This window comes from Mycolicibacterium brumae, from assembly GCF_025215495.1.
In the GTDB taxonomy this organism is placed as follows: Bacteria; Actinomycetota; Actinomycetes; order Mycobacteriales; family Mycobacteriaceae; genus Mycobacterium; species Mycobacterium brumae.
In genome coordinates, this window is sequence record NZ_CP104302.1 from 2,813,266 (window position 1) to 2,838,524 (window position 25,259).

The following is a 25,259-nucleotide window of genomic DNA, read 5'->3' on the forward strand; positions in this document are numbered from 1 at the left end:
GGCGCCGATTCACGCGCAGGTCGCGGCCCGGTCACCCGGTTCTGGTAGGCAAGGCAGATGACTTCTCCGCGCAACCCCGCCGACGACGTCGCCCTGGCGCTGGATCTGGCCGATCATGCCGATTCGGTGACCCTGCAGCGGTTCGGCGCCCTGGATCTGCAGGTCGACACCAAACCGGATCTCACCCCGGTCACCGACGCCGACAGCCGGGTGGAGGCCGAGCTGCGCGAGCTGCTGGCCGCCCACCGCCCCGACGACGCCATCTTCGGCGAGGAATTCGGCGGAGTCCCGGGCGCCGGCCGGCAGTGGGTCATCGACCCGATCGACGGCACCAAGAACTTCGTTCGCGGCGTGCCGGTCTGGGCCACGCTGATCGCGCTGCTGCACGACGGCGTGCCGACCATCGGCGTGGTCAGCGCCCCGGCGCTGGGCCGGCGCTGGTGGGCCGGCGTCGGACTGGGCGCCTACACCCGCTTCGGCGGCGAGATCCGGGAGATCGGCGTGTCCCGGGTGGGCGAGCTGGGTTCGGCGAGTCTGTCGTACTCGTCGCTATCGGGGTGGGCGGACCGCGGTGTGCGGGAGGCGTTCGTCGGGCTCACCGACGCGGTGTGGCGGACCCGGGCCTACGGCGATTTCTGGTCGTACTGCCTGGTCGCCGAGGGCGCGGTGGACATCGCCGCCGAGCCGGAGGTGGCGCTGTGGGATCTGGCGCCGCTGGACGTGATCGTGCGCGAAGCGGGCGGTCGGTTCACCGCGCTGGACGGGTCCCCTGGCCCGCACGGCGGCAGCGCGGTGGCCAGCAACGGTCTGCTGCACGACGAGGTGCTCGCGCGGCTGAGCCCGTAGCCGGACGCTTGTGGGCATTCGGCGCCGCGCATCGAATGAGAACTCCTGGCGGTCGTTGCGAACAGGTGGCTACGGCGGTCATCGAGTGAGACCCCGTGGCGGCTTGTGAGAACTGGTGGCGGGGTCGCTCATCGGCTGAGGCGTCAGGTAGGCGTTCGAGAACTGAGGTAGCTCAGTGAGACGTGAGGGTGGGGTTCTTCATTGAGTGAGACATACGGGTGGGGGTTACTCGAACAACGTGTCCCTAGATTCTCACTCGATGCAGATCGCCGCCCTGGTATCTCACTTGCATCCCTGACGTCTCACTGACGTACCTGGTTCCTCACTCGATGAGCGCCCCCGCCCTGACGTCTCACGGACGTCCCTGGTTCCTCACTCGATGACCGGCCCCGCCCTCACGTCGTCGCCGCAGAAACCGCCCGCCAACACCTGTGACTTCCGTAACACTCTTCTTATCTTACTCTGGAGTAAGATACGGTCATCACCATCTGGTACCCCGTCAACTCCCGAGGTTGCTGAATTCACATGCCCAACACCAAGTCCACTCCGAAGCCCGGCAATGAGAGCGCCATCGGGCTGCAGCGCCACAAGCGCAACCTGACCTCCATCGGCCTGGCGATCGTCACGCCCATCATGGGTCAGGAGTTCCTCGACAAGTACGGCCTGCGCGATCCGATCAACCGCGGCCTGCGCTACGGCGTCAAGACCGCCTTCTCCGGCGCCGGCGCGGCCACCCGGCAGTTCAACAAGATCAGCGGCAGCGGCAAGTCCCCCACCCGGCTGAAGGCCAGCGGCGCCGACTACTTCGATCTGACGCCGGACGAAGACCAGCAGATGATCATCGACACCGTGCGCGAGTTCTCCGCCGAGATCCTGCGCCCGGCCGCCCATGACGCCGACGCCGCAGCCGCCTTCCCGGCCGACCTGATCGCCCGGGCCGCCGAACTCGGCGTCACCGCGATCAATGTGCCCGAAGACTTCGACGGCATCGCCGCGCAGCGCTCCACCGTCACCAACGCGCTGGTCGCCGAAGCGCTGGCCTACGGCGACATGGGACTGGCCCTGCCGATCCTGGCCCCCGGCGGCGTCGCATCCGCGCTGGCGCACTGGGGCAGCGCCGATCAGCAGGCCACCTACCTGGGTGAATTCGCCGGCGAGCACGTCCCGCAGGCGTGTGTGGCGATCACCGAACCGCAGCCGTTGTTCGACCCGACCGCGCTGCGCACCACCGCCAAGCGCATCCCCAGCGGTTACCGTCTGGACGGGGTGAAGTCCCTGGTCCCGGCCGCCGCCGACGCCGAGGTCTTCATCGTCTCGGCCATGCTCGACGGCAAGCCGGCGATGTTCATCGTCGAATCCGACTCCCCGGGCCTGACCGTCACCGCCGATCCCAGCATGGGTCTGCGCGCCGCCGCGCTCGGGCTGGTCGAGCTCAGCGGCGTCTCCGTGCCGCTGAGCAACCGGCTGGGCGAGGACTCCGCGTCCGACGCCGACTACTCCGAGGCCATCGCGCTGTCCCGGCTGGGCTGGGCGGCGCTGGCCGTCGGCGCCAGCCAGGCGGTGCTGGACTACGTGGTGCCCTACATCAAGGAACGCGAGGCGTTCGGGGAGCCGATCGCACGGCGCCAGTCGGTGGCTTTCATGGCCGCCAACATCGCCATCGAGCTCGAAGGGCTGCGGATGGTGACCTACCGCGGCGCGTCGCGCGCCGAGCAGGGCATGTCCTTCGCCCGCGAGGCCGCGCTGGCCCGCAAGATCGCCACCGACCGCGGCATGCAGATCGGCCTGGACGGCGTCCAGCTGCTCGGCGGCCACGGCTACACCAAGGAACACCCGGTTGAGCGCTGGTACCGCGACCTTCGCGGCGTCGGCGTCGCCGAAGGCGTCGTGGTCCTGTAAAGCCTGGCCGTAGCAAAGACAAGAACGGAAAAACCTGACATGGCAATCAATCTCGAACTGCCCAAGAAGCTGCAGGCCGTCGCCGAGAAGGGGCATGACGGCGCCGCGGAGATGCTCCGCCCGATCTCGCGCAAGTACGACCTCAAGGAGCACGCCTACCCGGTCGAGCTGGACACCCTGGCCGACCTGTTCGATGGCATCTCCGAGGCCAACACCATCTCGTTCGCCGGCGCGGGCGCCTTCCACGGCGCCGGCGACGCCACCAAGAACATCAACGGCGCCAACATGTCGGCGCTGCTCAACGCGATCGAAATCTCTTGGGGCGACGTCGCTTTGCTGCTGAGCGTGCCGCGCCAGGGGCTGGGCAACGCGGCCATCTCCTCGGTGGCCACCGATGAGCAACTGGAGCGCTTCGGCAAGAACCTGTGGGCGTCGATGGCGATCACCGAGCCCAGCTTCGGCTCGGACTCGGCGGCGGTGTCCACCACGGCCACCCTTGACGGCGACGAGTACGTCATCAACGGCGAGAAGATCTTCGTCACCGCCGGGTCGCGCGCCGACCACATCGTGGTGTGGGCGTCGCTGGACAAGTCCAAGGGCCGCGCGGCGATCAAGTCGTTCGTGGTGCCCCGCGACGCGCCCGGCGTGACGGTGGAGCGCCTCGAGCACAAGCTCGGCATCAAGGCGTCCGACACCGCGGTGATCCGCTTCGAGAACGCCCGGATCCCCAAGGACAACCTGCTCGGCAGCCCCGAGATCGATGTCGACAAGGGCTTCGGCGGGGTCATGGAGACCTTCGACAACACCCGCCCGCTGGTGGCAGGCATGGCGGTGGGCTGCGCCCGCGCCGCGCTGGAGGAACTGCGCCGGATCATCACCGACGCCGGCATCGAGATCTCTTACGACAAGCCGCCGCACGCCCAGCACGCCGCCGCCGCGGAGTTCATCCGGCTGGAGTCGGAGTGGGAGGCCGGTTACCTGTTGACGCTGCGCTCGGCCTGGATGGCCGATAACAAGCTGCCGAACTCCAAGGACGCGTCGATGGCGAAGGCCAAGGCCGCCCGGGTCGGCACCGACATCACCCTCAAGGCCGTCGAAATGGCTGGCACCACAGGCTATTCCGAGGAGACCCTGCTCGAGAAGTGGGCCCGCGACTCGAAGATCCTGGACATCTTCGAGGGCACCCAGCAGATCCAGCAGCTGGTGGTGGCGCGACGCCTGCTGGGCCTGTCGTCGGCCGAACTGAAGTAGCAACCCAGCCCATCACCGCACCAGTAGGGTGCGGTGATGGGCTTGGAGTACTCATCCGTCATCGACGCGCCGCGCGAGGAGCTGTTCGCCTGGCACACCCGCCCCGGCGCGTTCACCCGTCTCTCCCCGCCGTGGCAGCCGACCCGGATCATCGCCGAGTGCGGGTCGGTCGCCGACGGCCGGGCGGTGCTCGGTCTGCCCGGCGGCCTGCGCTGGGTCGCCGACCACGAGCCGCAGGGGTATCACCCGCCGGCTCGGTTCACCGACCACGTCTCCTACGACGGGCGCCTGGACGCGCTGCCGGCGAAAACCTTTGTGCGGTGGCGGCACATTCACGACTTCGAAGAGGTTTCCGAGACCCAGACCCGGATGGTCGACCGGGTGATCGGGAATGTGCCGGCCTTCGCGCTGCGGTCGATGTTCGCCTATCGGCACCGTCAGCTGGCCGCGGACATCGCCGCGCATCAGCGCGCCGCGGCGGCCGGGCTACCGTCGACGACGGTGGCGATCACCGGGGCGTCCGGCCTGATCGGCTCCGCGCTGGCGGCGTTTCTGAGCACGGGCGGCCACCGCGTCATCCGGCTCACCCGCACCCCTGCCACAAGTCCCGATGAGCGGCAATGGAATCCAGCTGACCCCCACCCCGACCTGCTGGCGGGCGTGGACGCGGTCATCCACCTGGCCGGGGCCTCGATCGCGGGCCGCTTCACCGAGGAGCACCGCCGAGCCGTCTGGGACAGCCGCGTCGGGCCGACCCGGCGGCTGGCCGAACTGGTCGCGCAGACCCCCGGCGGGCCGCCGACCGTGGTGTGCGCCTCCGGCATCGGGTACTACGGCTATGACCGGGGCGAGGAGTCGCTGACCGAGGACAGTGACCGCGGCGACGGCTTTCTCGCCGACCTGGTCGCCGAATGGGAGGCCGCCGCCGCACCAGCGGCGCAGGCCGGCGCCCGAGTGGTCAACCTCCGCATCGGGAGCGCCCAATCCCCCCGCGGCGGCGCGCTGGCCAGGCTGCGCCCACTGGGGATGGCGGGTTTGGGCGGCCGGATCGGCGACGGCCGACAGTGGATGGCCTGGATCGGCATCGACGATCTGGTCGATGTGTTCCACCGTGCGCTGTGGGACACCGACCTTTCGGGCCCGGTCAACGCGGTCGCCCCGAACCCGGTGCGCAACGCCGACTACAGCCGCGCGCTGGCCCGCACGTTGCGCCGTCCCGCGCTGCTGCCGACTCCCGACCTGGCGGTGCGGCTCGCCCTCGGCGAGCAGGGGGTGCGCGAGATGGCCCACGCCAGCCTGCGGGTGACCCCGGCCAAGCTGCAATCCGCCGGGCACCGGTTCCGGCATCCGCGGATCGAACAGGCGCTGGCCCATGTGCTGGGCCGCACCCCGACGCCCTAGATCCTTCCGTCCATACTAAACAGTATGGTACGTTCGCGACTATGGCAGCCGTCGCCGCGCAAACCACCGGCATTGACCAGGCCTTCATCGACCGTCTCGCCGAACGGTCAAGCGAGGCAGAACAATTGCGCCGCCTGCCGGCGGACACCGTCGCCGAGTTGAAGGCCTCCGGCTTCGTCGAACTGTTGGCCCCGGCCCGCTTCGGCGGAGCGCAGGCGCCACTGCGCGACATCCTCGATCCGGTGCGTCGGATGGCCCACGGCTGCGTCTCCAGCGCCTGGACCATCGGCTTCTACGCCCTGCACAACTGGATGCTGGCGCTGTTCGACGAGCAGGCCCAGGCCGAGGTGTTCGCCGACGGGCCGGTGCTCGCGCCCGCGCCGCTGGCCCCCACCGGCCGCGCCGTCCCCGCCCCCGGCGGCTACCGATTGTCCGGACGGTGGTCCTGGGCCACCGGGGTCATGGACGCCAACTGGATCATGGTCGGCGCGCTGTGTGGACCCGACGACGCCATCTTCCCCGCGCTGGCTCTGCTGCCCGCCGCCGATATCGCGATCGAGGACGTCTGGCACACCGACGGCATGTGCGCCACCGGCTCCAACGACGTCATCGTCACCGACGTGCTGGTGCCCGAACACCGGCTGGTCCGGGTGCTCGACATCTACCGCGGCGCGGCCCCCGGCGCGGACCTGCACCAGTGCCCCAGCTACCGCTGGCCGATGGTGCCCGCCCTCGCCCTGCTGGCCGCGATGCCCGCCCTCGGCGCCGCCGAACGCGTCATCGAGATCTACGCGCAGCGGCTCGGCCAGCGGGTGCTCGCCTACGAGGGCCTCACCCAGAAGGACAAGCCGATCGCCCAGGCCCACCTGGCCGAGGCCCAGGTCCGGATCCGCGCCCTGCACGGGCTGCTGACCCAGACCGTCACCGAGATCGACACCACGCTGGAGGCCGGCGAGCGGATTCCACGCGCCGACCGCGCGCAGGCCCGGTTGGCCGCCGCCCACATCGTCACCGAATCCCGCCGGGTCATCGCCTTGCTGATGGCCGCCTCCGGCGCCAGCGCGCACTTCCTGAACAACCCGCTGCAGCGGATCAAACGCGACGTCGACGTGCTCAGCGGCCACGTCATCTTCGACTACGACACCAGCCGCGAGCTGGCCGGCGCGCTGAGCATCGGCGCCACCGTCTCGCCGACCTCGATGATCTGATGCCGAACAAGACACGACTGTCCGTCGACGACTGGATCGACGCCGGCTTCGAGATCCTCGCCGCAGAGGGCCGCGACGCGGTGAAGGTCGACCGGCTCTGCCAGCACCTCGGCGTCACCAAGGGCTCCTTCTACTGGCACTTCACATCGATGTCGGCCTACCGCGACGCCCTGATCGAGGAGTGGGCGCAGCTGAGCGGACGTGAGCACCCGGTGTCCCACGCCCCCGCCGACCTGCCGCCCCGCAAACGGCTGTCGCTGATGACCGAGGCGGTGGTCAGCCCGCGGCACTGGAAGCTGGAGCGCGCCATGCGGGAGTGGGCGCGCACCGACGACGCCGTCGCCGCCAGCGTCAGCGCCGCCGACCGTCGGGCGCTGGCGGCGGTCCGCGAAGCGTTCGTCGACCTGGGCTTCGACGCCGAGGAGGCCGACGTGCGGGCGCGGGTCACCTTCGCCGCGGGGCTGGGCTTTCTGATCATGAGCGGGCCGAAATCCCGCCCGCTGCCACGGGCTCGACGAGAACGGGTCCTGGATCTGATGGCCCGGCCATGATGAGCTCAGCCCGGACGCAACGCTAAGGAGCGAACAGATGGAATCCTTCGTCCACCTCCGCAAGGGCGACACCCCCACCCGCATGCACGCCGATCTGGGCGGCCTCAAGGACGACGAGCTGGGCCGCGGCGGGTTCGTCGGCCGCACCGCCAGCCTGTACCGGCGCAACGACCCGACCGCCTACACCGCGCGCGGCCCACTGAGCCCCACCGACGTGCTGAGCAGCCAGCTCGAGCCCGCCGACGCCACCGACCCGGCCGGCGGCCCGCTGCTGATGTACTCCAACGCCGACTGCCAGATCCTGCTGTCCCGGCGCAGCGCCCAGATGCCGCACTTCACCCGGTACGTCGACGGCGACCTGCTGTGCTTCACCCACACCGGGACCGGCCGCGTCGACACCGAATTCGGCCCGCTGAGCTACCGGCCCGGCGACTGGGTCTACCTGCCCAAGGGCTGCACCTGGCGGCAGATCCCCGACGCCGAGACCACCTGGCTGATGATCCAGGCCGTCGACGAGTTCCGGGTCCCACCGGCCGGGGTGCTGGGCCGGCACTTCCCCTTCGACCCGAACCAGGCCACGGTGCCCGAACCGGCTCCCTGCGAGGACGGTGACGGCCCGCGCGGCGACGACGGCTACCGGGTGGCTCTGGTGCACGATCCGATCGACGGGGTGGCGACCACAACCCTGTGCTACCAACATCATCCGCTGGATGTGGCGGGCTGGCAGGGCGACAACTTCCCGTTCGTCTTCAATATCGCGGACTACACGGTGCTGACCTCGGAGACCATGCATTTGCCGGCCACGGTGAACCTGTTCATGCAGGCGACCGGGGTGTACGTGATGAACTTCCTGCCCCGCCCGGCCGAGAGCCGGCCCGGAACCGAACGCATGCCGTGGTATCACCGCAATGTGGACTACGACGAGATCGCGTTCTTCCACAGCGGGTCGCTGTACGGCATCCCGATGCCGCCCGGGCTGATATCGCATGCGCCGCAAGGGGTTCACCACGGCGCGCCGGAGAAGGCCCGGGAACGATCCCGGCGCAAGTTCGACGAATACGACCGGGTGGACTGGTCGGTGATCGCCATCGACACCCGCCGGCGTCTCACCCCGTCACCGGCCGTCCTCGCCAACGATCTGGGGCAGCACTGAGCATGACGCGTCACGAGTACGACCGAATTCCGTACCTGATCGCCTACCAGAACTCTTCCGGTGTGCGCGATGTCTACGGCGGCATCGCCGAACTGGTGGTGCTGGAAAGCCAACTGCTGCGCCCCCGGGACCACCCGAGCGACACGGTGCTGATCTTCATGCACCCGATCGGAGGCGGGGCCTGGCTGCCGATGACCAACGCGCTGGCCCGCGCCGGCCACCATGTCATCTACTGCAACAGCCGATTCCGCGGCGCCGACTCCGCGCTGCTGATGGAGAAGGTGGTCCAGGACCTCGGCGAATGCGTCAAGGACGCCAAGAACCGGCTGGGGTACTCGAAGGTGGTGCTGGCCGGCTGGAGCGGCGGCGGCTCGCTGTCGGTGTTCTACCAGCAGCAGGCCCAGCACCCGACGGTCACCGCGTCCCCGTCCGGCGACGGCCCGGACCTGACCACTCTCGGCCTGATCCCGGCCGACGCGATCCTGCTGCTGGCCGCGCACATCAGCAGGCACGGCACGCTCACCGAATGGCTGGACGCCTCCATCACCGACGAGTCCGACCCCGCCAAGCGTGATCCCGAACTCGACCTGTACAACCCCGACAACCCCAACCAGCCGCCGTACAGCCCTGAGTTCCTCGAGCGGTACCGCGCCGCGCAGATCGCCCGCAACCGCCGAATCACAGCCTGGGTCAAGGACAAACTGGCCGAGATCAAGGCCTCGGACCGCCCCGACGACGAGTTCGGCTTCGTCGTGCACGGCACCATGGCCGACCCGCGCTGGCTGGACCCGACCGTCGACCCGAACGAACGCCCAGCCGGGACTTGCTATCTGGGTGATCCACAGACGGTGAACATGAGCCCGGTCGGGCTGGCCCGGTACTGCTCGCTGCGCAGTTGGCTGTCGCAATGGAGTTACGACGACGCGCACGGCGACGCGGTGCAGGCCGGCCCGGACATCGCGGTGCCCACCCTGGTGATCGGCAACCTCGCCGACGACGCCTGCACCCCAAGCCACACCCGCCGGCTGTTCGAGGCGATCGGCCACCCGGACAAAGAGATTCACGAGATCCCCGGCGCCAACCACTATTACGCCGGACCCGATCAGCGCGGCACGCTGGCGCAGGCGGTGTCCATCTGCACCGAGTGGCTGACCCAACGTGGGTTCACCGGGGTCGCGCAGTGACCGTGACCGGCCCGCTGGACGGGATCCGGGTGATCGAGGTCGGCACACTGATCTCCGGCCCGTTCGCCGGCCGGCTGCTCGGCGATATGGGCGCCGAGGTCATCAAGGTCGAACCGCCCGGCGCCCCGGATCCGCTGCGCACCTGGGGCCAAGCCGAACGCGACGGGCAGCGCTTCTTCTGGACCGTGCACGCCCGCAACAAGAAGGCCGTGACGCTCAACCTCCGGGCCCCCCGGGGCCGCGACCTGTTCCTGGAGTTGGCGGCCCGCGCGGACATCATCGTGGAGAACTTCCGCCCGGGCACCCTGGAACGCTGGAATCTCGGTTATGACGTGCTTTCCCAGCACAATCCGGGCATCATCCTGGTCCGGGTGTCCGGGTACGGGCAGACCGGGCCGAACGCGCACCGCGCCGGTTACGCCTCGGTCGCCGAGGCCGAGTCCGGGCTGCGGCATATGAACGGCTTCCCGGGCGGTCCGCCACCGCGGATGGCGCTGTCCCTCGGCGACTCGCTGGCCGGCATGTTCGCCGCCCAGGGCGCGCTGGCCGCGCTGTACCGGCGCACCGTCACCGGCCGCGGCCAGGTGGTGGACACCGCGCTGACCGAATCTTGTTTGGCCGTCCAGGAATCCACCATCCCCGACTACGACGTCGGCGGCGTGGTGCGCGGCCCGTCGGGCACCCGGCTCGAAGGCATCGCGCCGTCGAACATCTATCAGAGCGCCGACGGCTCCTGGGTGGTGATCGCCGCCAACCAGGACACCGTGTTCGCCCGGCTGTGCGCCGCGATGGGGCAACCGGAATTGGCCGCCGACGAACGCTTCGTCGACCACCGGGCCCGCGGCCGCAATCAGGACGAACTGGACGCCATCATCGGAGCCTGGGCCGCCGCGCGCGCCCCGGCCGACATCATCGAGACGCTGTCGGCGGCGGGGGTGATCGCCGGGCCGATCAACACCGTCGCCGAGGTGGTGACCGACCCGCAGCTGCTGAGCCGCGACATGATCGTCGACCACTTCGACGAGCGGGCGCAGCGAAACGTCAAGGGCCCCGGGGTGATTCCGGTTCTGTCGGAGTCGCCCGGCACGGTCCGCAGCGCCGGGCCGGCCCGCCCGGGCCAGCACAATGACGAGGTGTACCGGGACCTGCTGGGCCACACCCGCGAGGAACTGGACCGCTGGGAAAGCGACGGTGTGCTGTGACCGTGTTGCCCGCCGAGGTGAGCATCCGGGAGGTCTGTCTGCGCGACGGCCTGCAGCTGGAGGACCCGCTGCCGACCGCGGCGAAGCTGGAGCTGTTGGCGGCGATCGTCGCCACCGGGGTCCGCGAAATCGAGGCCACCGCCTTCGTGTCCCCCACCAAGGTCCCGGCGCTGGCCGACGCCGCCGAACTGTCGGAGCACCTGCGCGCCTTCGACACCGTCGAGTTCTCGGCGCTGGTGGCCAGCCCGAATGGGGCCCGCCGCGCGCTGGCGGCCGGTTTCGGCTCCATCGAGTACGTGGTGTCGGCGGCCGACGCGCACAGTCGCGCGAACGTGGGGCGCTCCACCACCGAGGCCACCGAAGCGATCGCCGATATCGTCGCGATCGCCCACGACGCGGGCGCGGCGGTGGAGGTCATCATCGCCACCGCCTGGGACTGCCCGTTCGACGGCCCAACGAACCCGCAGCGCAGCGTCGACATCGCCGCCGCGGCAACCGAATTGGGCGCGGACCGGATCGCCATCGCCGACACCATCGGCACCGCCACCCCGGTCCGGGTGACCGAGCTGGTGGACCGGGTGCGGCCGGTGATCGCCGACCTGCCGCTGGGCGCGCATTTCCACAACACCCGCGGCGCCGGGCTGGCCTGCGCCTACGCGGCGGTGGCGGCCGGGGTCACCCGGCTCGACGCCTCCGTCGGGGGGCTGGGCGGCTGCCCGTTCGCTCCCGGCGCCACCGGCAATATCGCCACCGAGGACCTGGTGTACCTGCTGCGCGACTGCGGGGTGCGCACCGGCGTCGACCTGCCGGCCACGATCGCCGCGGCAGCGGTGGCCCAGCGCCTGGTCGGCCACGAGCTGCCCAGCGCGCTGCTGCGCGCCGGCGACCGCCTGACGAGCACCGCCTGACGGCTCAGTAGTAGATCTGGAACCCGTTGAGGATCGCCTGACTGTCCTTGGCGTAGATGGCGTTGGACCCGTCGGAGGTCTGCATGGTCACCACCACGCTGAGCAGCTTGCCGGCCCGCTCGGTCGCCACGATGACGGCCGTGCAGGGCCGCGACTCCATGGTGTAGGTGACCGTGCGGCTCTGGAACCCGCACACTGTGCCGGGCGTGGAGGTCTCGACGTACATGCCGGCCTGGTTGAGGCCGGCTTCCTCGGCGTCGAGCGCCTGATCCGGTTCGGTGACGCCGGCCGGCACATCGCCGACGGTGACGACCGCGTTCGGGGTGAAGTTGTCCGCGCGCAGCGCCAGATTCACGATGGCGCCGCGGATGACGTCGGAGTCCATATCGCTGTAGCGGGTCCACCCGGGCGGCTGCGGGATCGCCACGGTGGGCTGCCCGAGCACGGTCGGCGGCAGTTCCAGCAGCGGCACCGGGGTCGTCGCGCAGGCCTCCGCGCCCGCCGCGACCGGCGCCGCGGCGCTGGTCGTCGTCGCCGTCGAGCTGGCCGCCGACGTCGTCGAGGACGAGGTGGCCGAGGCGGAGCTGGATTCGGAGTCCCCGCCGCCGCCGAGGACCTTGCCGATCCCGAAGCCGGCGACACCGAGCACCACCACCGCCGCGACCGACAGCCCGATCAGCGTGCCGCGGCTCATCCCGGACTTGCCCTTGGCCGCGGGCGCGGCCTGCGTCGGGTAGCCGGCGGCGGGGAAACCGCCGGAGGACGAGTACCCGCCGGAGGTCGGCTGACCACCCGATGGCGGGTAACCGCCCGACGACGGGTAGCCACCCGAGGACGGTTGTGCCGGGCCCGACGGGGCGGGGGTCAGCGCGGCCGCGGGCCCCGCGCTCCGGCCGGCCAGCTCGTGGCGCAGGTCGGCGACGAACTGCTCGCAGCTGGAGTAGCGGTCCTCGCGGCGCTTGGCCAGCGCCCGGTTGAACACCCGGTCCAGGCCGGCCGGCAGCGCGGGGTTGCGCGCGGTGATCGACGGGATGGGCTGGTTGACGTGCGCCATCATCAGCGCCGGCAGGTTCGGCCCGGCGTATGGCTTGGTCCCGGTGAGCATCTCGAACGCGGCGCAGCCCAGCGAGTAGATATCGGCCCGGTTGTCCAGGTCGCGGCCCTCGATCGCCTCGGGGCAGATGTAGCTCATGGTGCCGATGGTGACGCCGGTGCTGGTCAGCGAACTGGCCTCGCCGGCGGTCTTGGCGATGCCGAAATCGGCGAGCTTGGCCGCCTTGAGCCGGCCGTCGGAGCGGAACTCCAGCAGGATGTTGGCCGGTTTGACGTCGCGGTGGGTGATCCGCTTCTCGGCGTAGGCGTAGTCCAGCGCCGCGCCGGTGCCCGCGACGATGTCGGCGACCAGTTCCGGCGGCAGCGCGCCGTGCTTCTTGAGCAGTTCGGCGACATCCTGGCCGTCGACGTACTCCATCGCCAGCCACAGTCGGCCGTCGTGGTCGCCGCGGTCATAGATGGTGATGATGTTGGGGTGCCGCAGCGAGGCCAGTAGGTCGGCCTCGCGCTGGAACCGGCCGCGGAACTGCTCGTCCTGACTGACCTTGGCGTCCAGCAGTTTCAGCGCGTCCTGGCGCGGCAGTCGGGGGTGGGCCACCAGGTACACCTCGCCCATCCCGCCCGAGCCGAGCAGTCGGATGACGCGGTAGTCGCCGATGTCCATGGCGTTCAGAACTGGACCCGGACGCCGTCGAGGATGGCGTCCATGTCTTCGACGTAGGCGGCGTTGCCCGGGTCATTGGTCCGCGCGGCGACGACGACGGCGAACGCGCTGGCGTCGTTGACCGCGCCGACGATCACCGAGTTGATGGCGTGCCCCGCCTCGGTGTAGCCGATCCGCATGCTCGGCAGCCCGCACACCATGCCGGAGTCGGCGGACTCGACGACCGTCCCCGCGGTCTCCAGGGTCTGCAGCTGCAGGTCGATGATCTGCTGGGCGCTGAGGTTGTCACCGCTGTGGTCGGTGATCGAGGCGGTCACATTCGGCACATAGCCGTCCTTGGCCGCGCTCTCGTTCTGGATCGCGCCGCGGATGGTCGACGAGTTCGCCTTGTCGGTGGCGGTCCAGCCGGCCGGCAACGGAACCTCGATGCTGGGTTCGCCGGCCTGGGCGACGAAGGACTGCAGCGCGTCGTCGGTGGGCTCGCATTCCGCGCCGTCGCCCTCGGCCTCCTCGACCACCGTCTCGGTCTCGGTGACCTCTTCGACCGTCTCCGACGCCGTGCAGCCGGTCAGGGCGAGTCCGCCGCCCAGCAGCGCCACCGCGATTCCTGTGGTCAACGCACCCATGCCGACTCCTGTCCGTCGCTGTCAGTTCCCCGGCAGGTTACCCAACCCGCTTACTTAGAAGTAAACCCGGAAACCGTTGACAATGGTGTCCCGATCGGCGGCATCGTCGGCGGTGGCGTTCTCCGGGGTCCCGACGGTCAGCGCGATGCTGAAGTGTTTGTCGTCGTGCACGGCGCCGACGATCACCGCGGTGACCGGGCGGCCGTTCTTGGTGTAGGCCACCCGGCGGGCCTGCAGTCCGCATACCTGCGCCGGCTCGGACGCCTCGATGGTGATCCCGCTCTTCTGCAGTCCGGCGAGCTCGCCGTCGATCAGGTCCTCGGGGGTCTGCGCCCGCCCGACCACTTCGCCGAAGGTGACCATCGCGTTCGGGGCGAAGTCCTGTGGGCCGGCGCCCGGGCGCCCGATCATCGCCCGCACCAGATTGCCGTCCAGTGAGGTGTTGCGGTCCCAGCCCGGCGGCACCGGCAGCGCGATGGTCGGCTCGCTGGCGTTCTGCGGCGCCAGCACCAGCAGCGGGACCGCCACGTCGGCGCAGTCGTCCGGGGCGGAGTTCGGCTCGGCCGGCGCCGAGGAGGTCGAATCGGCCGGAGTGTCGCCCGACGAGCAGCCGGCCAGCGCCAGCGCGGCGCCCAGCAACACCGCGGCGGCGCTCCGCGCGAGCCCACCCATGACCGCTCCGTCCCTGAACTGCCCGAGAGTTCGTCCCAGACGGTACCCGAGCAGCGGCGATCGGCCGTACCCTGAACGCCGTGGCTCTCCGCATCCTGGTGTTCAGCGACAATGCGCGCACCCGCGAGCAGGTGAAGCTGTCACTGGGCCGCTCGCTGGGGCCCGACCTGCCGGAACTGGAATACCTGGAGGTCGCCACCGCCCCCGTCGTCGTCAAATCCGTCGACGCCGGCGGGATCGATCTGGCGATCCTGGACGGGGAGGCCACCCCGGCCGGCGGGATGGGCGTGGCCAAGCAGCTCAAGGACGAGGTCGCCGACTGCCCGCCGATCGTCGTGCTGACCGGCCGCCGCGACGACACCTGGCTGGCCACCTGGTCCCGCGCCGAGGCCGCCGTCGCGCACCCGATCGACCCGATGGAATTGGCGTCTGCGGTGTCCGGGTTGCTGCGGCCCCGCCATGCGGCGCACTAGCGCGCGGCTAAATACCCTGCGCGCGTGATCATTTCACGCAGGCAGCGGCGCTGTCGGCGGCAAAATCCAGTGTAGGCAATTCCCTGCTGCCGCCGGTGAACCGGACTACGGTGTGTTGTAGCTCACGTCACAGCCCAACACGAGGAGCGGCCCGGGGTATGGATCTCTATACGCCCATCCTGATCTTGGGGCTGATCGCTGCCCTTTTCGCGGTGGGCTCGGTGGGGATCGCGCTGGTCATCGGCCCGCGCCGGTACAACCGGGCCAAGCTGGAGGCCTACGAGTGCGGCATCGAGCCGACCGAGGCGCTCGAGCAGGCCGGCCAACGATTCCCGATCAAGTACTACCTCGCCGCGATGAGCTTCATCATGTTCGACATCGAGATCGTCTTCCTCTACCCGTGGGCGGTCACCTTCGACAACCTGGGACTGTTCGGGCTGCTCGCGGTGGGGCTGTTCATCTTCAACGTGTCGGTGGCCTACGCCTACGAGTGGCGGCGAGGTGGCCTGGAATGGGATTAGAGGAATCCCTGCCGGGCGGCATCCTGCTGACCACCGTGGAGAAGGTCGCCGGGTTCGTCCGCAAGGGCTCACTGTGGCCGGCCACCTTCGGCCTGGCCTGCTGCGCCATCGAGATGATGGCCACCGCCGGCCCCCGCTTCGACATCGCCCGGTTCGGCATGGAGCGGTTCTCGGCCACCCCGCGCCAGGCCGACCTGATGATCGTGGCGGGGCGGGTCAGCCAGAAGATGGCCCCGGTGCTGCGTCAGGTCTACGACCAGATGGTCGAACCGAAATGGGTGCTGGCGATGGGCGTGTGCGCGTCCTCGGGCGGCATGTTCAACAACTACGCGATCGTGCAGGGCGTCGACCACGTCGTCCCGGTCGACATCTACCTGCCCGGCTGCCCACCGCGGCCGGAGATGCTGCTCAACGCGATCCTCACCCTGCACGCGAAGATCGCCGAGATGCCACTCGGGGTGCACCGCGACCAGGTGATCGCCGCGGCCGAGGCCGCCGCGCTGTCGGCCCCGACGACCCTCGAGCTCAAGGGGCTGTTGCGATGACGGAGCAGCCCGACGTGATCGGCGTGCGCCGCGGCATGTTCGGCGCGCGCGGCACCGGCGACACCTCCGGATACGGCCGACTGGTCCGCCCGGTCACCCTGCCGGCCGGCTCGCCGCGGCCCTACGGCGGCTACTTCGACGCCGTCGTCGACCGGCTTGCCGAGCTGCTCGGCGCGGACTTCGACGACTGCGTGCCGCGGGTGGTCGTGCACCGCGACCAGCTGACCCTCGAGGTGGCCCGCGACGCGCTGCCGCGGGTCGCGCAGCTGCTGCGCGACGACGCCGAACTGCGCTTCGAGTTCTGCGCCGGGGTCTCCGGGGTGCACTTCCCCGACGACACCGGCCGCGAACTGCGCGCCTACTACCCGCTGATGTCGATCACGCACGGCCGGCGGATCGGGCTGGAAGCCGCCTGCCCGGACGCCGATCCCCATCTGCCGTCGCTGTTTTCGGTGTACCCGACTGTGGACTGGCACGAGCGGGAGACCTACGACTTCTTCGGCATCGTCTTCGACGGCCACCCCGGCCTGACCCGCATCGAGATGCCCGACGACTGGGTGGGCCACCCGCAGCGCAAGGACTACCCGCTCGGCGGCATCCCGGTGGAGTTCCGCGGCGCGCAGATCCCGCCGCCGGATGAGCGCAGGGCCTACTCATGACGGCGGCGCGCTCATGACAGAAACAACAGTGAACCTGGGCGGCCAGGACTGGCAGGACGTCGTCGACGCCGCGATGGACGGCGCAAACCCGCACGAGCGCATCGTGGTGAACATGGGCCCGCAGCACCCGTCCACGCACGGGGTGCTGCGGCTGATCCTGGAGATCGACGGCGAGACCATCACCGAGGCCCGCTGCGGAATCGGCTACCTGCACACCGGGATCGAGAAGAACCTGGAGTACCGGAACTGGACCCAGGGCGTCACCTTCGTCACCCGGATGGACTACCTGTCGCCGTTCTTCAACGAGACGGTGTACTGCCTCGGGGTGGAGAAGCTGCTCGGCATCACCGACGACATCCCCGAGCGCGCCACCGTCATCCGGGTGCTGCTGATGGAGCTCAACCGGATCTCCAGCCACCTGGTGGCGCTGGCCACCGGCGGCATGGAACTCGGCGCGATGAGCGCGATGTTCTTCGGTTTCCGGGACCGCGAGGCCATCCTCACCGTGTACGAGGCGATCACCGGGCTGCGGATGAACCACGCCTACATCCGGCCCGGCGGGCTGGCCGCGGACCTGCCGCCCGGCGGCGAGCAGATGGTCCGCGACCTCGTCGACGTGCTGCCCGGCCGGCTGGCCGACATGTCCAAACTCCTTCGGGAGAGCCATATTTGGAAGGCCCGCACCCGCGACATCGGCTACCTGGACCTGACCGGCTGCATGGCGCTGGGCATCACCGGTCCGGTGCTGCGCTCCACCGGCCTGCCGCACGACCTGCGCCGCGCCCAACCGTATTGCGGCTACGAGGATTATGACTTCGACGTCATCACCGGCGAGAACAGCGACTGCTACGACCGGTTCGTCATCCGGGTCGAGGAGATGAACGAGTCGGTCAAGATCGTCAAGCAGTGCCTGGACCGGCTCGCGCCCGGCCCGGTGATGGTCGACGACGGCAAGCTGGCCTGGCCCTCGGACCTGGCGCTGGGCCCCGACGGGCTGGGCAACTCGCCCAAGCACATCGCCAAGATCATGGGCTCCTCGATGGAGGGCCTGATCCACCACTTCAAGCTGGTCACCGAGGGATTCCGGGTGCCGGCGGGCCAGTGCTACGTGGCGGTGGAGTCCCCGCGCGGCGAACTCGGGGTGCACATGGTCTCCGACGGCGGGACCCGACCGTACCGAGTGCACTACCGCGACCCGTCGTTCACCAACCTGCAGGCGGTCGCCGCGATGGGCGAGGGCGGCATGGTCGCCGACCTGATCTCCGCGGTGGCGAGCATCGACCCGGTGATGGGGGGTGTCGACCGATGAGCGAACGAGGTCGCAGAGGCAGAGCCCGATGAGCGTCGACCTGCCGCTGAGCTCCCGCCCGGACGAGCCGATCTCCCCGATCGGCGGCCCGGCGCGCTACCCGGACGAGGTGAGCGCCGCGCTGGCCGCCGACGCGGCGACCATCATCGCGCGCTACCCGCAGCCCCGCTCCGCGCTACTGCCGCTGCTGCACCTGGTCCAGTCCCAGGACGGCTACCTGACTCGCGCCGGAATCGCCTTCTGCGCAACCCAGTTGGGGCTCACCGACGCCGAGGTCACCGCGGTGGCGACCTTCTACACCATGTACCGGCGCTCCCCCACCGGCCGCTACCTCGTCGGGGTGTGCACGAACACACTGTGCGCGATCATGGGCGGCGACGCGATCCTGGAGACGCTGCGCGAGCACCTGGGCGTCGAGCCCGGCGAGACCACCGCCGACGGCACGCTGACCCTGGAGCACGTGGAATGCAACGCGGCCTGTGACTACGCGCCCGTGGTGATGGTGAACTGGGAGTTCTTCGACAACCAAACCCCTTCCAGCGCACGGGATCTGGTCGACGGATTGCGCGCGGGGCATACGGTGGCGCCGACTCGCGGCGCGCCGCTGTGCCCGTTCACCCAGACCGCCCGCACGCTGGCCGGTTTGGCGGACCCGCGCCCGGACACCGGGGCGCCCCACGCCGGCGAGGCCAGCTGCGCGGGGCTGCGGGTCGCCCGAGAACAGGGGATGCGATGACGCCGCTGACTCCGGTGCTGAGCGCGTTCTGGGACGAAGACGAGTCTTGGACACTGAAAACCTATGAGCGCCACCGCGGTTACCAAGCCATGCGCAAGGCGCTGTCCATGGCCCCGGACGAGGTCATCGGCTACGTGAAGGATTCCGGGCTGCGCGGCCGCGGCGGCGCGGGCTTCCCCACCGGGGTCAAATGGTCGTTCATCCCGCAGGACAACCCCAATCCGAAGTACCTGGTCATCAACGCCGACGAGTCCGAACCCGGCACCTGCAAGGACATGCCGCTGCTGATGTGCGCGCCGCACTTCCTGGTGGAGGGCGCGATCATCGCCAGCTACGCGATCCGCGCCCGGCACGCCTTCATCTACGTCCGCGGCGAGGTGGTGCCGGTGATCCGCCGGCTGCGGGCCGCGGTCGAGGAGGCTTACTCCGCCGGCTATCTGGGCCGCAATATCGGCGGATCGGGCTTCGACCTGGACCTGGTGGTGCACGCCGGCGCCGGGGCCTACATCTGCGGTGAGGAGACCGCGCTGCTGGACTCCCTGGAGGGCCGCCGCGGCCAGCCCCGGCTGCGTCCGCCGTTCCCCGCCGTCGCCGGCCTGTACGCCAGCCCGACGGTGGTCAACAATGTCGAATCCATCGCCTCGGTGCCGCCGGTGCTGCTGCGCGGCAACGACTGGTTCCGCTCGATGGGCTCGGAGAAATCCCCCGGCTTCACGCTGTACTCGCTGTCCGGGCACGTCAACCGGCCCGGCCAGTACGAGGCCCCACTCGGCATCACGCTGCGCGAACTGCTGGACTACGCCGGCGGGGTGCGCGACGGGCACGAGCTGAAGTTCTGGACCCCCGGCGGCTCCTCCACCCCGCTGCTCACGCCCGAACACCTCGACGTGCCCCTGGATTACGAAGGGATGGCCTCGGTCGGGTCGATGCTGGGCACCAAGGCACTGCAGATCTTCGACGAGACCACCTGCGTGGTCCGCGCGGTGCGCCGCTGGACCCAGTTCTACGCCCACGAGTCGTGCGGCAAGTGCACCCCGTGCCGAGAGGGCACCTACTGGCTGGAGCAGATCTACGCCCGGCTGGAGACCGGCCGCGGCACACCCGAGGATCTCGACAAGCTGCTGGACATCTCCGACGCGATCCTCGGCAAGTCGTTCTGCGCGCTCGGTGACGGCGCGGCCAGCCCGATCATGAGTTCGCTCAAGCATTTCCGCGCCGAATACGAGGCGCACATCGGCGTACCGTGCCCGTTCGACCCGTACGCCGCCATGCTCAACGCGCCGCAGGGGGCCCGCTGATGACCATGACCGACCCGGCGCACGACGCCCCGCCCGTGCAGATGGTCACCCTGACCATCGACGACCACGAGATCAGTGTGCCCAAGGGCACCCTGGTGATCCGCGCCGCCGAACTCGTCGGCGTGCAGATCCCCCGGTTCTGCGACCACCCGCTGCTGGACCCGGTGGGCGCCTGCCGGCAGTGCCTGGTGGAGGTGGAAGGCCAGCGCAAGCCGATGGCGTCGTGCACCATCACCGTCGCCGACGGCATGGTGGTGCGCACCCAGCACTCCAGCGCGTCGGCGGAGAAGGCCCAGCGCGGCGTGATGGAGCTGCTGCTGATCAACCACCCGCTGGACTGCCCGGTGTGCGACAAGGGCGGCGAATGCCCGCTGCAGAACCAGGCGATGTCCACCGGGCGCACCGAAACCCGCTTCGACGACGTGAAACGCACCTTCCCGAAGCCGATCCCGCTGTCGGGGGAGGTGCTGCTGGACCGGGAACGCTGCGTGCTGTGCGCCCGCTGCACCCGGTTCTCCACCGAGATCGCCGGCGACCCGTTCATCGCGCTGCTGGAACGCGGCGCGCTGCAGCAGGTCGGCATCGCCACCGGCGAGCCGCTGGACTCCTACTTCTCCGGCAACACCGTGCAGATCTGCCCGGTCGGCGCGCTGACCAACACCGGCTACCGGTTCCGGGCCCGACCGTTCGACCTGGTGTCCACCCCGAGTGTGTGCGAGCACTGCTCCGGCGGCTGCGCGCTGCGCACCGACCACCGCCGCGGCAAGGTGCTGCGCCGGCTGGCCGGGGACGACCCGGAGGTCAACGAGGAGTGGAACTGCGACAAGGGCCGGTGGGCGTTCCACTATCCGCGCGTCGGGGACCGGATCACCACCCCGCTGGTCCGCGACGGCGACGGACTGCGCCCGGCGTCCTGGCCGGAGGCGCTGGCCACCGCCGCCCGCGGCCTCACCGGTGCCCGCTCCGGGGTGCTCGTCGGGGGCCGCAGCACCATCTCCGACGCCTACGGCTACGCCAAGTTCACCCGGATGGTGTTGGGCCACAACAATATCGACTTCCGGGCCCGCGCCCACTCCGATGAGGAGACGGCATTCCTGGCCGGCTGCGTCGCGGGCCGCTACCGCGGGTTGACCTACGCCGAACTGCAAGCCGCCCCGGCGGTGCTGCTGGCCGGGTTCGAACCGGAGGAAGAGTCGCCGGTGGTGTTCCTGCGGCTGCGCAAAGCGGTCCGCGCCGGCGGTCAGCAGGTCGTCACCATCGCGCCACTGCGCTCCCGCGGCGCCGCCAAACTCGGGGCCCGGCTGATCGGCTGCGTGCCCGGCGACGAGGCCGCCGCCCTGCACGCGCTGCGCGGCGAACTGCCGCCGGAGGCGGTGATCCTGGTCGGCGAGCGGCTCGCCACCAGCCCCGGCGCGCTGTCCGCGGCAGCCGCGCTGGCCGCAGAATCCGGCGCCCGGCTGGCCTGGATCCCGCGGCGGGCCGGGGAACGCGGCGCGCTGGAGGCCGGCTGCCTGCCCACCCTGCTGCCCGGCGGGCGTCCGCTGCACGAAGACGCCGCGCGCGCCCAGACCGCCGCACTGTGGGGCCAGGTGCCGGCCGATCCGGGCCGCAACACCGCCGGCATACTGACCGCCGCCGCGGCCGGCGATCTGGACGCGCTGCTGATCGGCGGGGTGGAACTCGCCGACCTGCCCGACCCGGACGCCGCCCGCGACGCCATCGCCCGCTGCGGCTTCGTGGTCAGCCTGGAACTGCGGGAAAGCGAGGTCACCTCCGCCGCCGACGTGGTGTTCCCGGTCGCCCCGGTGGCCGAGAAGGCCGGCGCGTTCCTGAATTGGGAGGCCCGCTGGCGTCCCTTCGACAAGGCGCTGACCAGCAACGCCTACACCGACCTGGCGGTTCTCTCCGCGCTGGCCGGCGCGCTCGGCAAAGACCTCGGCCTGCCGGACGCGGCGGCGGTGACCGCCGAACTGACCGACCTCGGTCCGTGGGACGGTCCGTTCGCCGCCGCGCCCGCCGAGTCGGGGTCCGGTTCGCTGCTGACCGGCCCGGGTGAGGCAGTGCTGGCCGGCTGGCGGCAGATGCTCGACGGCAGCCGCGCGATCGACGGCGAACCCGACCTGGCCGCCACCGCCCGCCCGGCGGTGATCCGGCTGTCGGCGGCCACCGCCGCCGGAATCGGCGCCCGCGACGGCGACCCGGTGACGGTGGCGACCGACCGGGGCGCGCTGACCCTGCCGCTGCAGCTCGCCGAGATGCCCGACGCGGTGGCGTGGCTGCCGCTGAACTCCCCCGGCGCGAATGTCGCCGAGCGGCTCGGCGTCGGGCCCGGCGCGGTGGTGCGCATCGAAGGGGGGCAGCGGTGAGCTATCCCGACCCGACCCTGTTCGGCCACGACCCGGTCTGGCTGATGGCGGTCAAAGCGGTCGCCATCTTCGGGTTCCTGGTGCTGACCGTGCTGGTCGCGATCCTGGTGGAGCGCAAACTTCTGGGCCGCATGCAATTGCGGCTCGGACCCAACCGGGTCGGCCCGTTCGGCCTGCTGCAGTCCCTGGTCGACGGCGTGAAGCTCGCGCTCAAGGAAGGGCTGATGCCGGCCGGGGTGGACAAACCCATCTACCTGCTGGCCCCGATCATCGCGGTCATCCCGGCGATCATGGCGTTCGCGGTCATCCCGCTGGGCCCGGCGGTCACGCTATTCGGGCACCGAACCCCGTTGCAGCTCACCGATCTTCCGGTCGCGGTGCTCTACATCCTGGCGGTCACCTCGGTCGGCGTGTACGGCATCGTGCTGGCCGGCTGGTCGTCGGGATCGACGTACCCGCTGCTGGGCGGACTGCGCTCCAGCGCGCAGGTCATCTCCTATGAGATCGCGATGGGGCTGTCGTTCGTCGCGGTGTTCATCTACGCCGGCACCATGTCCACCTCGGGCATCGTTGCCGCGCAGAACCACACCTGGTTCATCTTCCTGCTGCTGCCGTCGTTCCTGGTCTACCTGGTCTCGATGGTCGGCGAAACCAACCGCGCCCCTTTCGATCTGCCCGAGGCCGAAGGCGAGTTGGTCGCCGGTTTCCACACCGAGTATTCGTCGCTGAAGTTCGCCATGTTCATGCTGGCCGAGTACATCAACATGACGACGGTGTCGGCGCTGTGCACCACCATGTTCCTGGGCGGCTGGCACGCGCCGTGGCCGCTGAGCCTGATCGACGGCGCCAACTCCGGCTGGGTGCCGCTGATCTGGTTCGTCGCCAAGGTGTGGATGTTCCTGATCTTCTACATGTGGCTGCGGGCCTCGGTGCCGCGGCTGCGCTACGACCAGTTCATGGCGCTGGGCTGGAAGGTGCTGATCCCACTGTCGCTGGCCTGGATCATGGTGGTGGCGACCACCCGGATCCTGCGGCTGGACGGGGCCGGGCCGTGGGTCACCGTGGTGGTCAACGGGGCGTTCTTCGTCGCCGTCATCGCCGCGTTCGGCTACTGGGCGCGCCGGTCCCGCCGCGAGCGCCCACCCATCACACCGCCACCGGCCGGGGGCTTTCCGGTGCCCCCGATGCCGCGGAAGGAGCCCGCAGATGTCTAAGTTGTCCGACGCCCTCGGCGGGTTCCTGGTCACCGGCAAGGCGATGTTCACCAAACCGGTCACCGAGCAGTACCCGGACGTCAAAACCCCCACCCAGCCGCGCTATCACGGCCGCCACCAACTCAACCGCCATCCCGACGGGCTGGAGAAGTGCATCGGCTGCGAGCTGTGCGCCTGGGCCTGCCCGGCCGACGCCATCTTCGTCGAAGGCGCCGACAACACCGAGGACGCCCGCTACTCCCCCGGCGAGCGCTACGGCCGGGTGTACCAGATCAACTACCTGCGCTGTATCGGCTGCGGGCTGTGCATCGAAGCGTGCCCGACCCGGGCGCTGACCATGACCAACGACTACGAGATGGCCGACGACAATCGCCGCGACCTGATCTACGGAAAGGACAAGCTGCTGGCCCCGCTGCAGCCCGGGATGGACACCCCGCCGCACCCGATGCCGCCCGGGAGCACCGACGAGGACTACTACCTCGGCAAGGTCACCGGCGCGACGCAGGAGGTTCCATGACCTCCGAAAGCGTCGCGTTCTGGGTGCTGGCCACCATCGCGACCGCCGGCGCGCTCGGCGTGGTGACCGCCCGCAAGGCGGTGTACTCAGCGCTGTTCCTGGCCGCCACCATGATCGCGCTCGCCGTCCTCTACGTCGCCCAGGGCGCGCTGTTCCTGGGCGTGGTGCAGGTGGTGGTCTACACCGGCGCGGTGATGATGCTGTTCCTGTTCGTGCTGATGCTGATCGGCGTCGACTCCGCGGACTCACTGGCGGAAACCCTTCGCGGGCAACGGGTCGCCGCGGCGCTGGCCGGCGTCGGGTTCGGTGTGCTGCTGATCGCCGGGATCGGGGCCGGCGGGGTGAGCTTCGCCAACCCGCCGGTCAACATCACCGGCGCCGGCAATGTCGAGGGCCTGGCGATGCTGATCTTCCATCGCCACCTGTGGGCCTTCGAGGCCACCGGCGCGCTGCTGATCACCGCCGCGCTGGGCGCGATGGTGCTGGCGCACCGGGAACGCCTGAGCGTCCGCAAGACCCAGCGGGAGTTGGCGGCGCAGCGCTTCGCCCCCGGCGGGCGCGCCACCCCGATGCCCAATCCGGGGGTGTTTGCACGGCGCAACGGTGTCGACGTGGCCGCCCTGCTGCCCGACGGATCCCCCGACCCGAGCTCGGTCGCCGGAGCCCTTGCACCCCGCAATGACGATCGGGGGCAGTCGTGGACCCGATGAATTACCTGTACCTGTCGGCGCTGCTGTTCACCATCGGCGCGGCCGGAGTGTTGTTGCGGCGCAGCGCGATCGTGGTGTTCATGTGCGTTGAACTCATGCTCAACGCGACCAACCTCGCGTTCGTGAGTTTCGCCCGGCTGCACGGCCAACTCGATGGTCAGGTGGTCGCGTTCTTCACCATGGTGGTGGCGGCCTGCGAGGTGGTGATCGGCTTGGCCATCATCATGGGCATCTACCGGGTGCGCCATTCCGCGGACGTGGACGACGCGCATCTGCTAGCACAGTGAGGAGAC

The 25,259-nt window shown here is 70.1% G+C and carries 25 protein-coding genes; 22 read left to right on the forward strand and 3 right to left on the reverse strand.

Features of this window, described 5'->3' with window-relative positions; translation table 11 throughout:
* The first annotated feature begins 57 nt into the window (after positions 1 to 57).
* The 10 genes from hisN (at position 58) to L2Z93_RS13780 (ending at position 11,603) form a co-directional block, all read left to right on the forward strand.
* Complete coding sequence (hisN, locus tag L2Z93_RS13735; protein ID WP_090589407.1) at positions 58 to 846, forward strand: histidinol-phosphatase; 789 nt, start codon at positions 58 to 60, stop codon at positions 844 to 846.
* Between the two features lie 525 nt (positions 847 to 1,371).
* A complete protein-coding gene (locus tag L2Z93_RS13740) occupies positions 1,372 to 2,745 on the forward strand; it encodes an acyl-CoA dehydrogenase family protein (RefSeq protein WP_090589409.1) in 1,374 nt (457 codons plus the stop codon).
* A 39-nt stretch (positions 2,746 to 2,784) separates the two neighbouring features.
* Positions 2,785 to 3,996, forward strand: coding sequence for an acyl-CoA dehydrogenase family protein (locus tag L2Z93_RS13745; protein WP_090589411.1), 1,212 nt, complete (start codon positions 2,785 to 2,787; stop codon positions 3,994 to 3,996).
* 36 nt (positions 3,997 to 4,032) lie between these two features.
* Positions 4,033 to 5,397, forward strand: coding sequence for a TIGR01777 family oxidoreductase (locus L2Z93_RS13750; RefSeq protein ID WP_090589413.1), 1,365 nt, complete (start codon positions 4,033 to 4,035; stop codon positions 5,395 to 5,397).
* Positions 5,398 to 5,438: 41 nt separating this feature from the next.
* Positions 5,439 to 6,605, forward strand: coding sequence for an acyl-CoA dehydrogenase family protein (locus L2Z93_RS13755; RefSeq protein ID WP_090589415.1), 1,167 nt, complete (start codon positions 5,439 to 5,441; stop codon positions 6,603 to 6,605).
* Positions 6,605 to 7,156, forward strand: coding sequence for a TetR/AcrR family transcriptional regulator (locus tag L2Z93_RS13760; RefSeq protein ID WP_090589417.1), 552 nt, complete (start codon positions 6,605 to 6,607; stop codon positions 7,154 to 7,156). Before L2Z93_RS13755 ends, L2Z93_RS13760 begins: the two co-directional genes overlap by 1 nt.
* 37 nt (positions 7,157 to 7,193) lie before the next feature.
* Complete coding sequence (locus L2Z93_RS13765; protein ID WP_090589419.1) at positions 7,194 to 8,309, forward strand: homogentisate 1,2-dioxygenase; 1,116 nt, start codon at positions 7,194 to 7,196, stop codon at positions 8,307 to 8,309.
* A gap of 2 nt (positions 8,310 to 8,311) precedes the next feature.
* On the forward strand, positions 8,312 to 9,493 hold the full coding sequence (locus L2Z93_RS13770; protein ID WP_090589421.1) for an alpha/beta fold hydrolase: 1,182 nt from the start codon (positions 8,312 to 8,314) through the stop codon (positions 9,491 to 9,493).
* Between the two features lie 2 nt (positions 9,494 to 9,495).
* Complete coding sequence (locus L2Z93_RS13775) at positions 9,496 to 10,695, forward strand: CaiB/BaiF CoA transferase family protein (RefSeq protein ID WP_193438948.1); 1,200 nt, start codon at positions 9,496 to 9,498, stop codon at positions 10,693 to 10,695.
* On the forward strand, positions 10,692 to 11,603 hold the full coding sequence (locus L2Z93_RS13780) for a hydroxymethylglutaryl-CoA lyase (protein WP_090589424.1): 912 nt from the start codon (positions 10,692 to 10,694) through the stop codon (positions 11,601 to 11,603). The genes L2Z93_RS13775 and L2Z93_RS13780 overlap by 4 nt, the downstream gene beginning before the upstream one ends.
* 4 nt (positions 11,604 to 11,607) lie before the next feature.
* Here L2Z93_RS13780 and L2Z93_RS13785 read toward each other — a convergent pair whose 3' ends face one another.
* The 3 genes from L2Z93_RS13785 to L2Z93_RS13795 are packed head-to-tail and all read right to left on the reverse strand — an operon-like array spanning position 11,608 to position 14,618.
* A complete protein-coding gene (locus L2Z93_RS13785; RefSeq protein ID WP_234786163.1) occupies positions 11,608 to 13,320 on the reverse strand; it encodes a protein kinase domain-containing protein in 1,713 nt (570 codons plus the stop codon).
* Between the two features lie 5 nt (positions 13,321 to 13,325).
* Positions 13,326 to 13,946 (reverse strand): LpqN/LpqT family lipoprotein, encoded by a 621-nt coding sequence (locus tag L2Z93_RS13790; protein WP_090589434.1) that lies wholly within the window; start codon positions 13,944 to 13,946, stop codon positions 13,326 to 13,328.
* 54 nt (positions 13,947 to 14,000) lie between these two features.
* Positions 14,001 to 14,618 (reverse strand): LpqN/LpqT family lipoprotein, encoded by a 618-nt coding sequence (locus tag L2Z93_RS13795; RefSeq protein WP_090589437.1) that lies wholly within the window; start codon positions 14,616 to 14,618, stop codon positions 14,001 to 14,003.
* A gap of 71 nt (positions 14,619 to 14,689) precedes the next feature.
* Here L2Z93_RS13795 and L2Z93_RS13800 point away from each other — a divergent pair, with 71 nt between their 5' ends.
* The 12 genes from L2Z93_RS13800 (at position 14,690) to nuoK (ending at position 25,253) form a co-directional block, all read left to right on the forward strand.
* Positions 14,690 to 15,091 (forward strand): Rv3143 family two-component system response regulator, encoded by a 402-nt coding sequence (locus L2Z93_RS13800; RefSeq protein WP_090589441.1) that lies wholly within the window; start codon positions 14,690 to 14,692, stop codon positions 15,089 to 15,091.
* Positions 15,092 to 15,249: 158 nt separating this feature from the next.
* Positions 15,250 to 15,612, forward strand: coding sequence for an NADH-quinone oxidoreductase subunit A (locus tag L2Z93_RS13805; RefSeq protein WP_090589444.1), 363 nt, complete (start codon positions 15,250 to 15,252; stop codon positions 15,610 to 15,612).
* The gene (locus L2Z93_RS13810; protein WP_090589447.1) at positions 15,603 to 16,157 is read left to right on the forward strand and encodes a NuoB/complex I 20 kDa subunit family protein; all 555 of its coding nucleotides are present in this window, start codon (positions 15,603 to 15,605) and stop codon (positions 16,155 to 16,157) included. The genes L2Z93_RS13805 and L2Z93_RS13810 overlap by 10 nt, the downstream gene beginning before the upstream one ends.
* On the forward strand, positions 16,154 to 16,816 hold the full coding sequence (locus L2Z93_RS13815; protein WP_090589450.1) for an NADH-quinone oxidoreductase subunit C: 663 nt from the start codon (positions 16,154 to 16,156) through the stop codon (positions 16,814 to 16,816). Before L2Z93_RS13810 ends, L2Z93_RS13815 begins: the two co-directional genes overlap by 4 nt.
* Before the next feature lie 13 nt (positions 16,817 to 16,829).
* Positions 16,830 to 18,125 (forward strand): NADH dehydrogenase (quinone) subunit D, encoded by a 1,296-nt coding sequence (gene nuoD, locus L2Z93_RS13820; protein ID WP_090589454.1) that lies wholly within the window; start codon positions 16,830 to 16,832, stop codon positions 18,123 to 18,125.
* A 28-nt stretch (positions 18,126 to 18,153) separates the two neighbouring features.
* Entirely contained in the window at positions 18,154 to 18,861 is a 708-nt protein-coding gene (gene nuoE / locus L2Z93_RS13825) for an NADH-quinone oxidoreductase subunit NuoE (RefSeq protein WP_090589457.1), read from the forward strand.
* Positions 18,858 to 20,159, forward strand: coding sequence for an NADH-quinone oxidoreductase subunit NuoF (nuoF, locus tag L2Z93_RS13830; protein WP_090589461.1), 1,302 nt, complete (start codon positions 18,858 to 18,860; stop codon positions 20,157 to 20,159). Before nuoE ends, nuoF begins: the two co-directional genes overlap by 4 nt.
* The gene (locus L2Z93_RS13835) at positions 20,159 to 22,525 is read left to right on the forward strand and encodes an NADH-quinone oxidoreductase subunit G (RefSeq protein ID WP_090589464.1); all 2,367 of its coding nucleotides are present in this window, start codon (positions 20,159 to 20,161) and stop codon (positions 22,523 to 22,525) included. Before nuoF ends, L2Z93_RS13835 begins: the two co-directional genes overlap by 1 nt.
* Positions 22,522 to 23,739, forward strand: coding sequence for an NADH-quinone oxidoreductase subunit NuoH (gene nuoH / locus L2Z93_RS13840; protein WP_090589468.1), 1,218 nt, complete (start codon positions 22,522 to 22,524; stop codon positions 23,737 to 23,739). The genes L2Z93_RS13835 and nuoH overlap by 4 nt, the downstream gene beginning before the upstream one ends.
* Positions 23,732 to 24,256: an NADH-quinone oxidoreductase subunit NuoI gene (gene nuoI / locus L2Z93_RS13845; RefSeq protein WP_090589471.1), complete on the forward strand. Its 525-nt coding sequence runs from the start codon at positions 23,732 to 23,734 to the stop codon at positions 24,254 to 24,256. The genes nuoH and nuoI overlap by 8 nt, the downstream gene beginning before the upstream one ends.
* Entirely contained in the window at positions 24,253 to 24,966 is a 714-nt protein-coding gene (locus tag L2Z93_RS13850; protein WP_090589475.1) for an NADH-quinone oxidoreductase subunit J, read from the forward strand. The genes nuoI and L2Z93_RS13850 overlap by 4 nt, the downstream gene beginning before the upstream one ends.
* Positions 24,954 to 25,253, forward strand: a complete 300-nt coding sequence (gene nuoK, locus L2Z93_RS13855; RefSeq protein ID WP_090589479.1) for an NADH-quinone oxidoreductase subunit NuoK — start codon at positions 24,954 to 24,956, stop codon at positions 25,251 to 25,253. Before L2Z93_RS13850 ends, nuoK begins: the two co-directional genes overlap by 13 nt.
* The last annotated feature ends 6 nt before the right edge of the window (positions 25,254 to 25,259 follow it).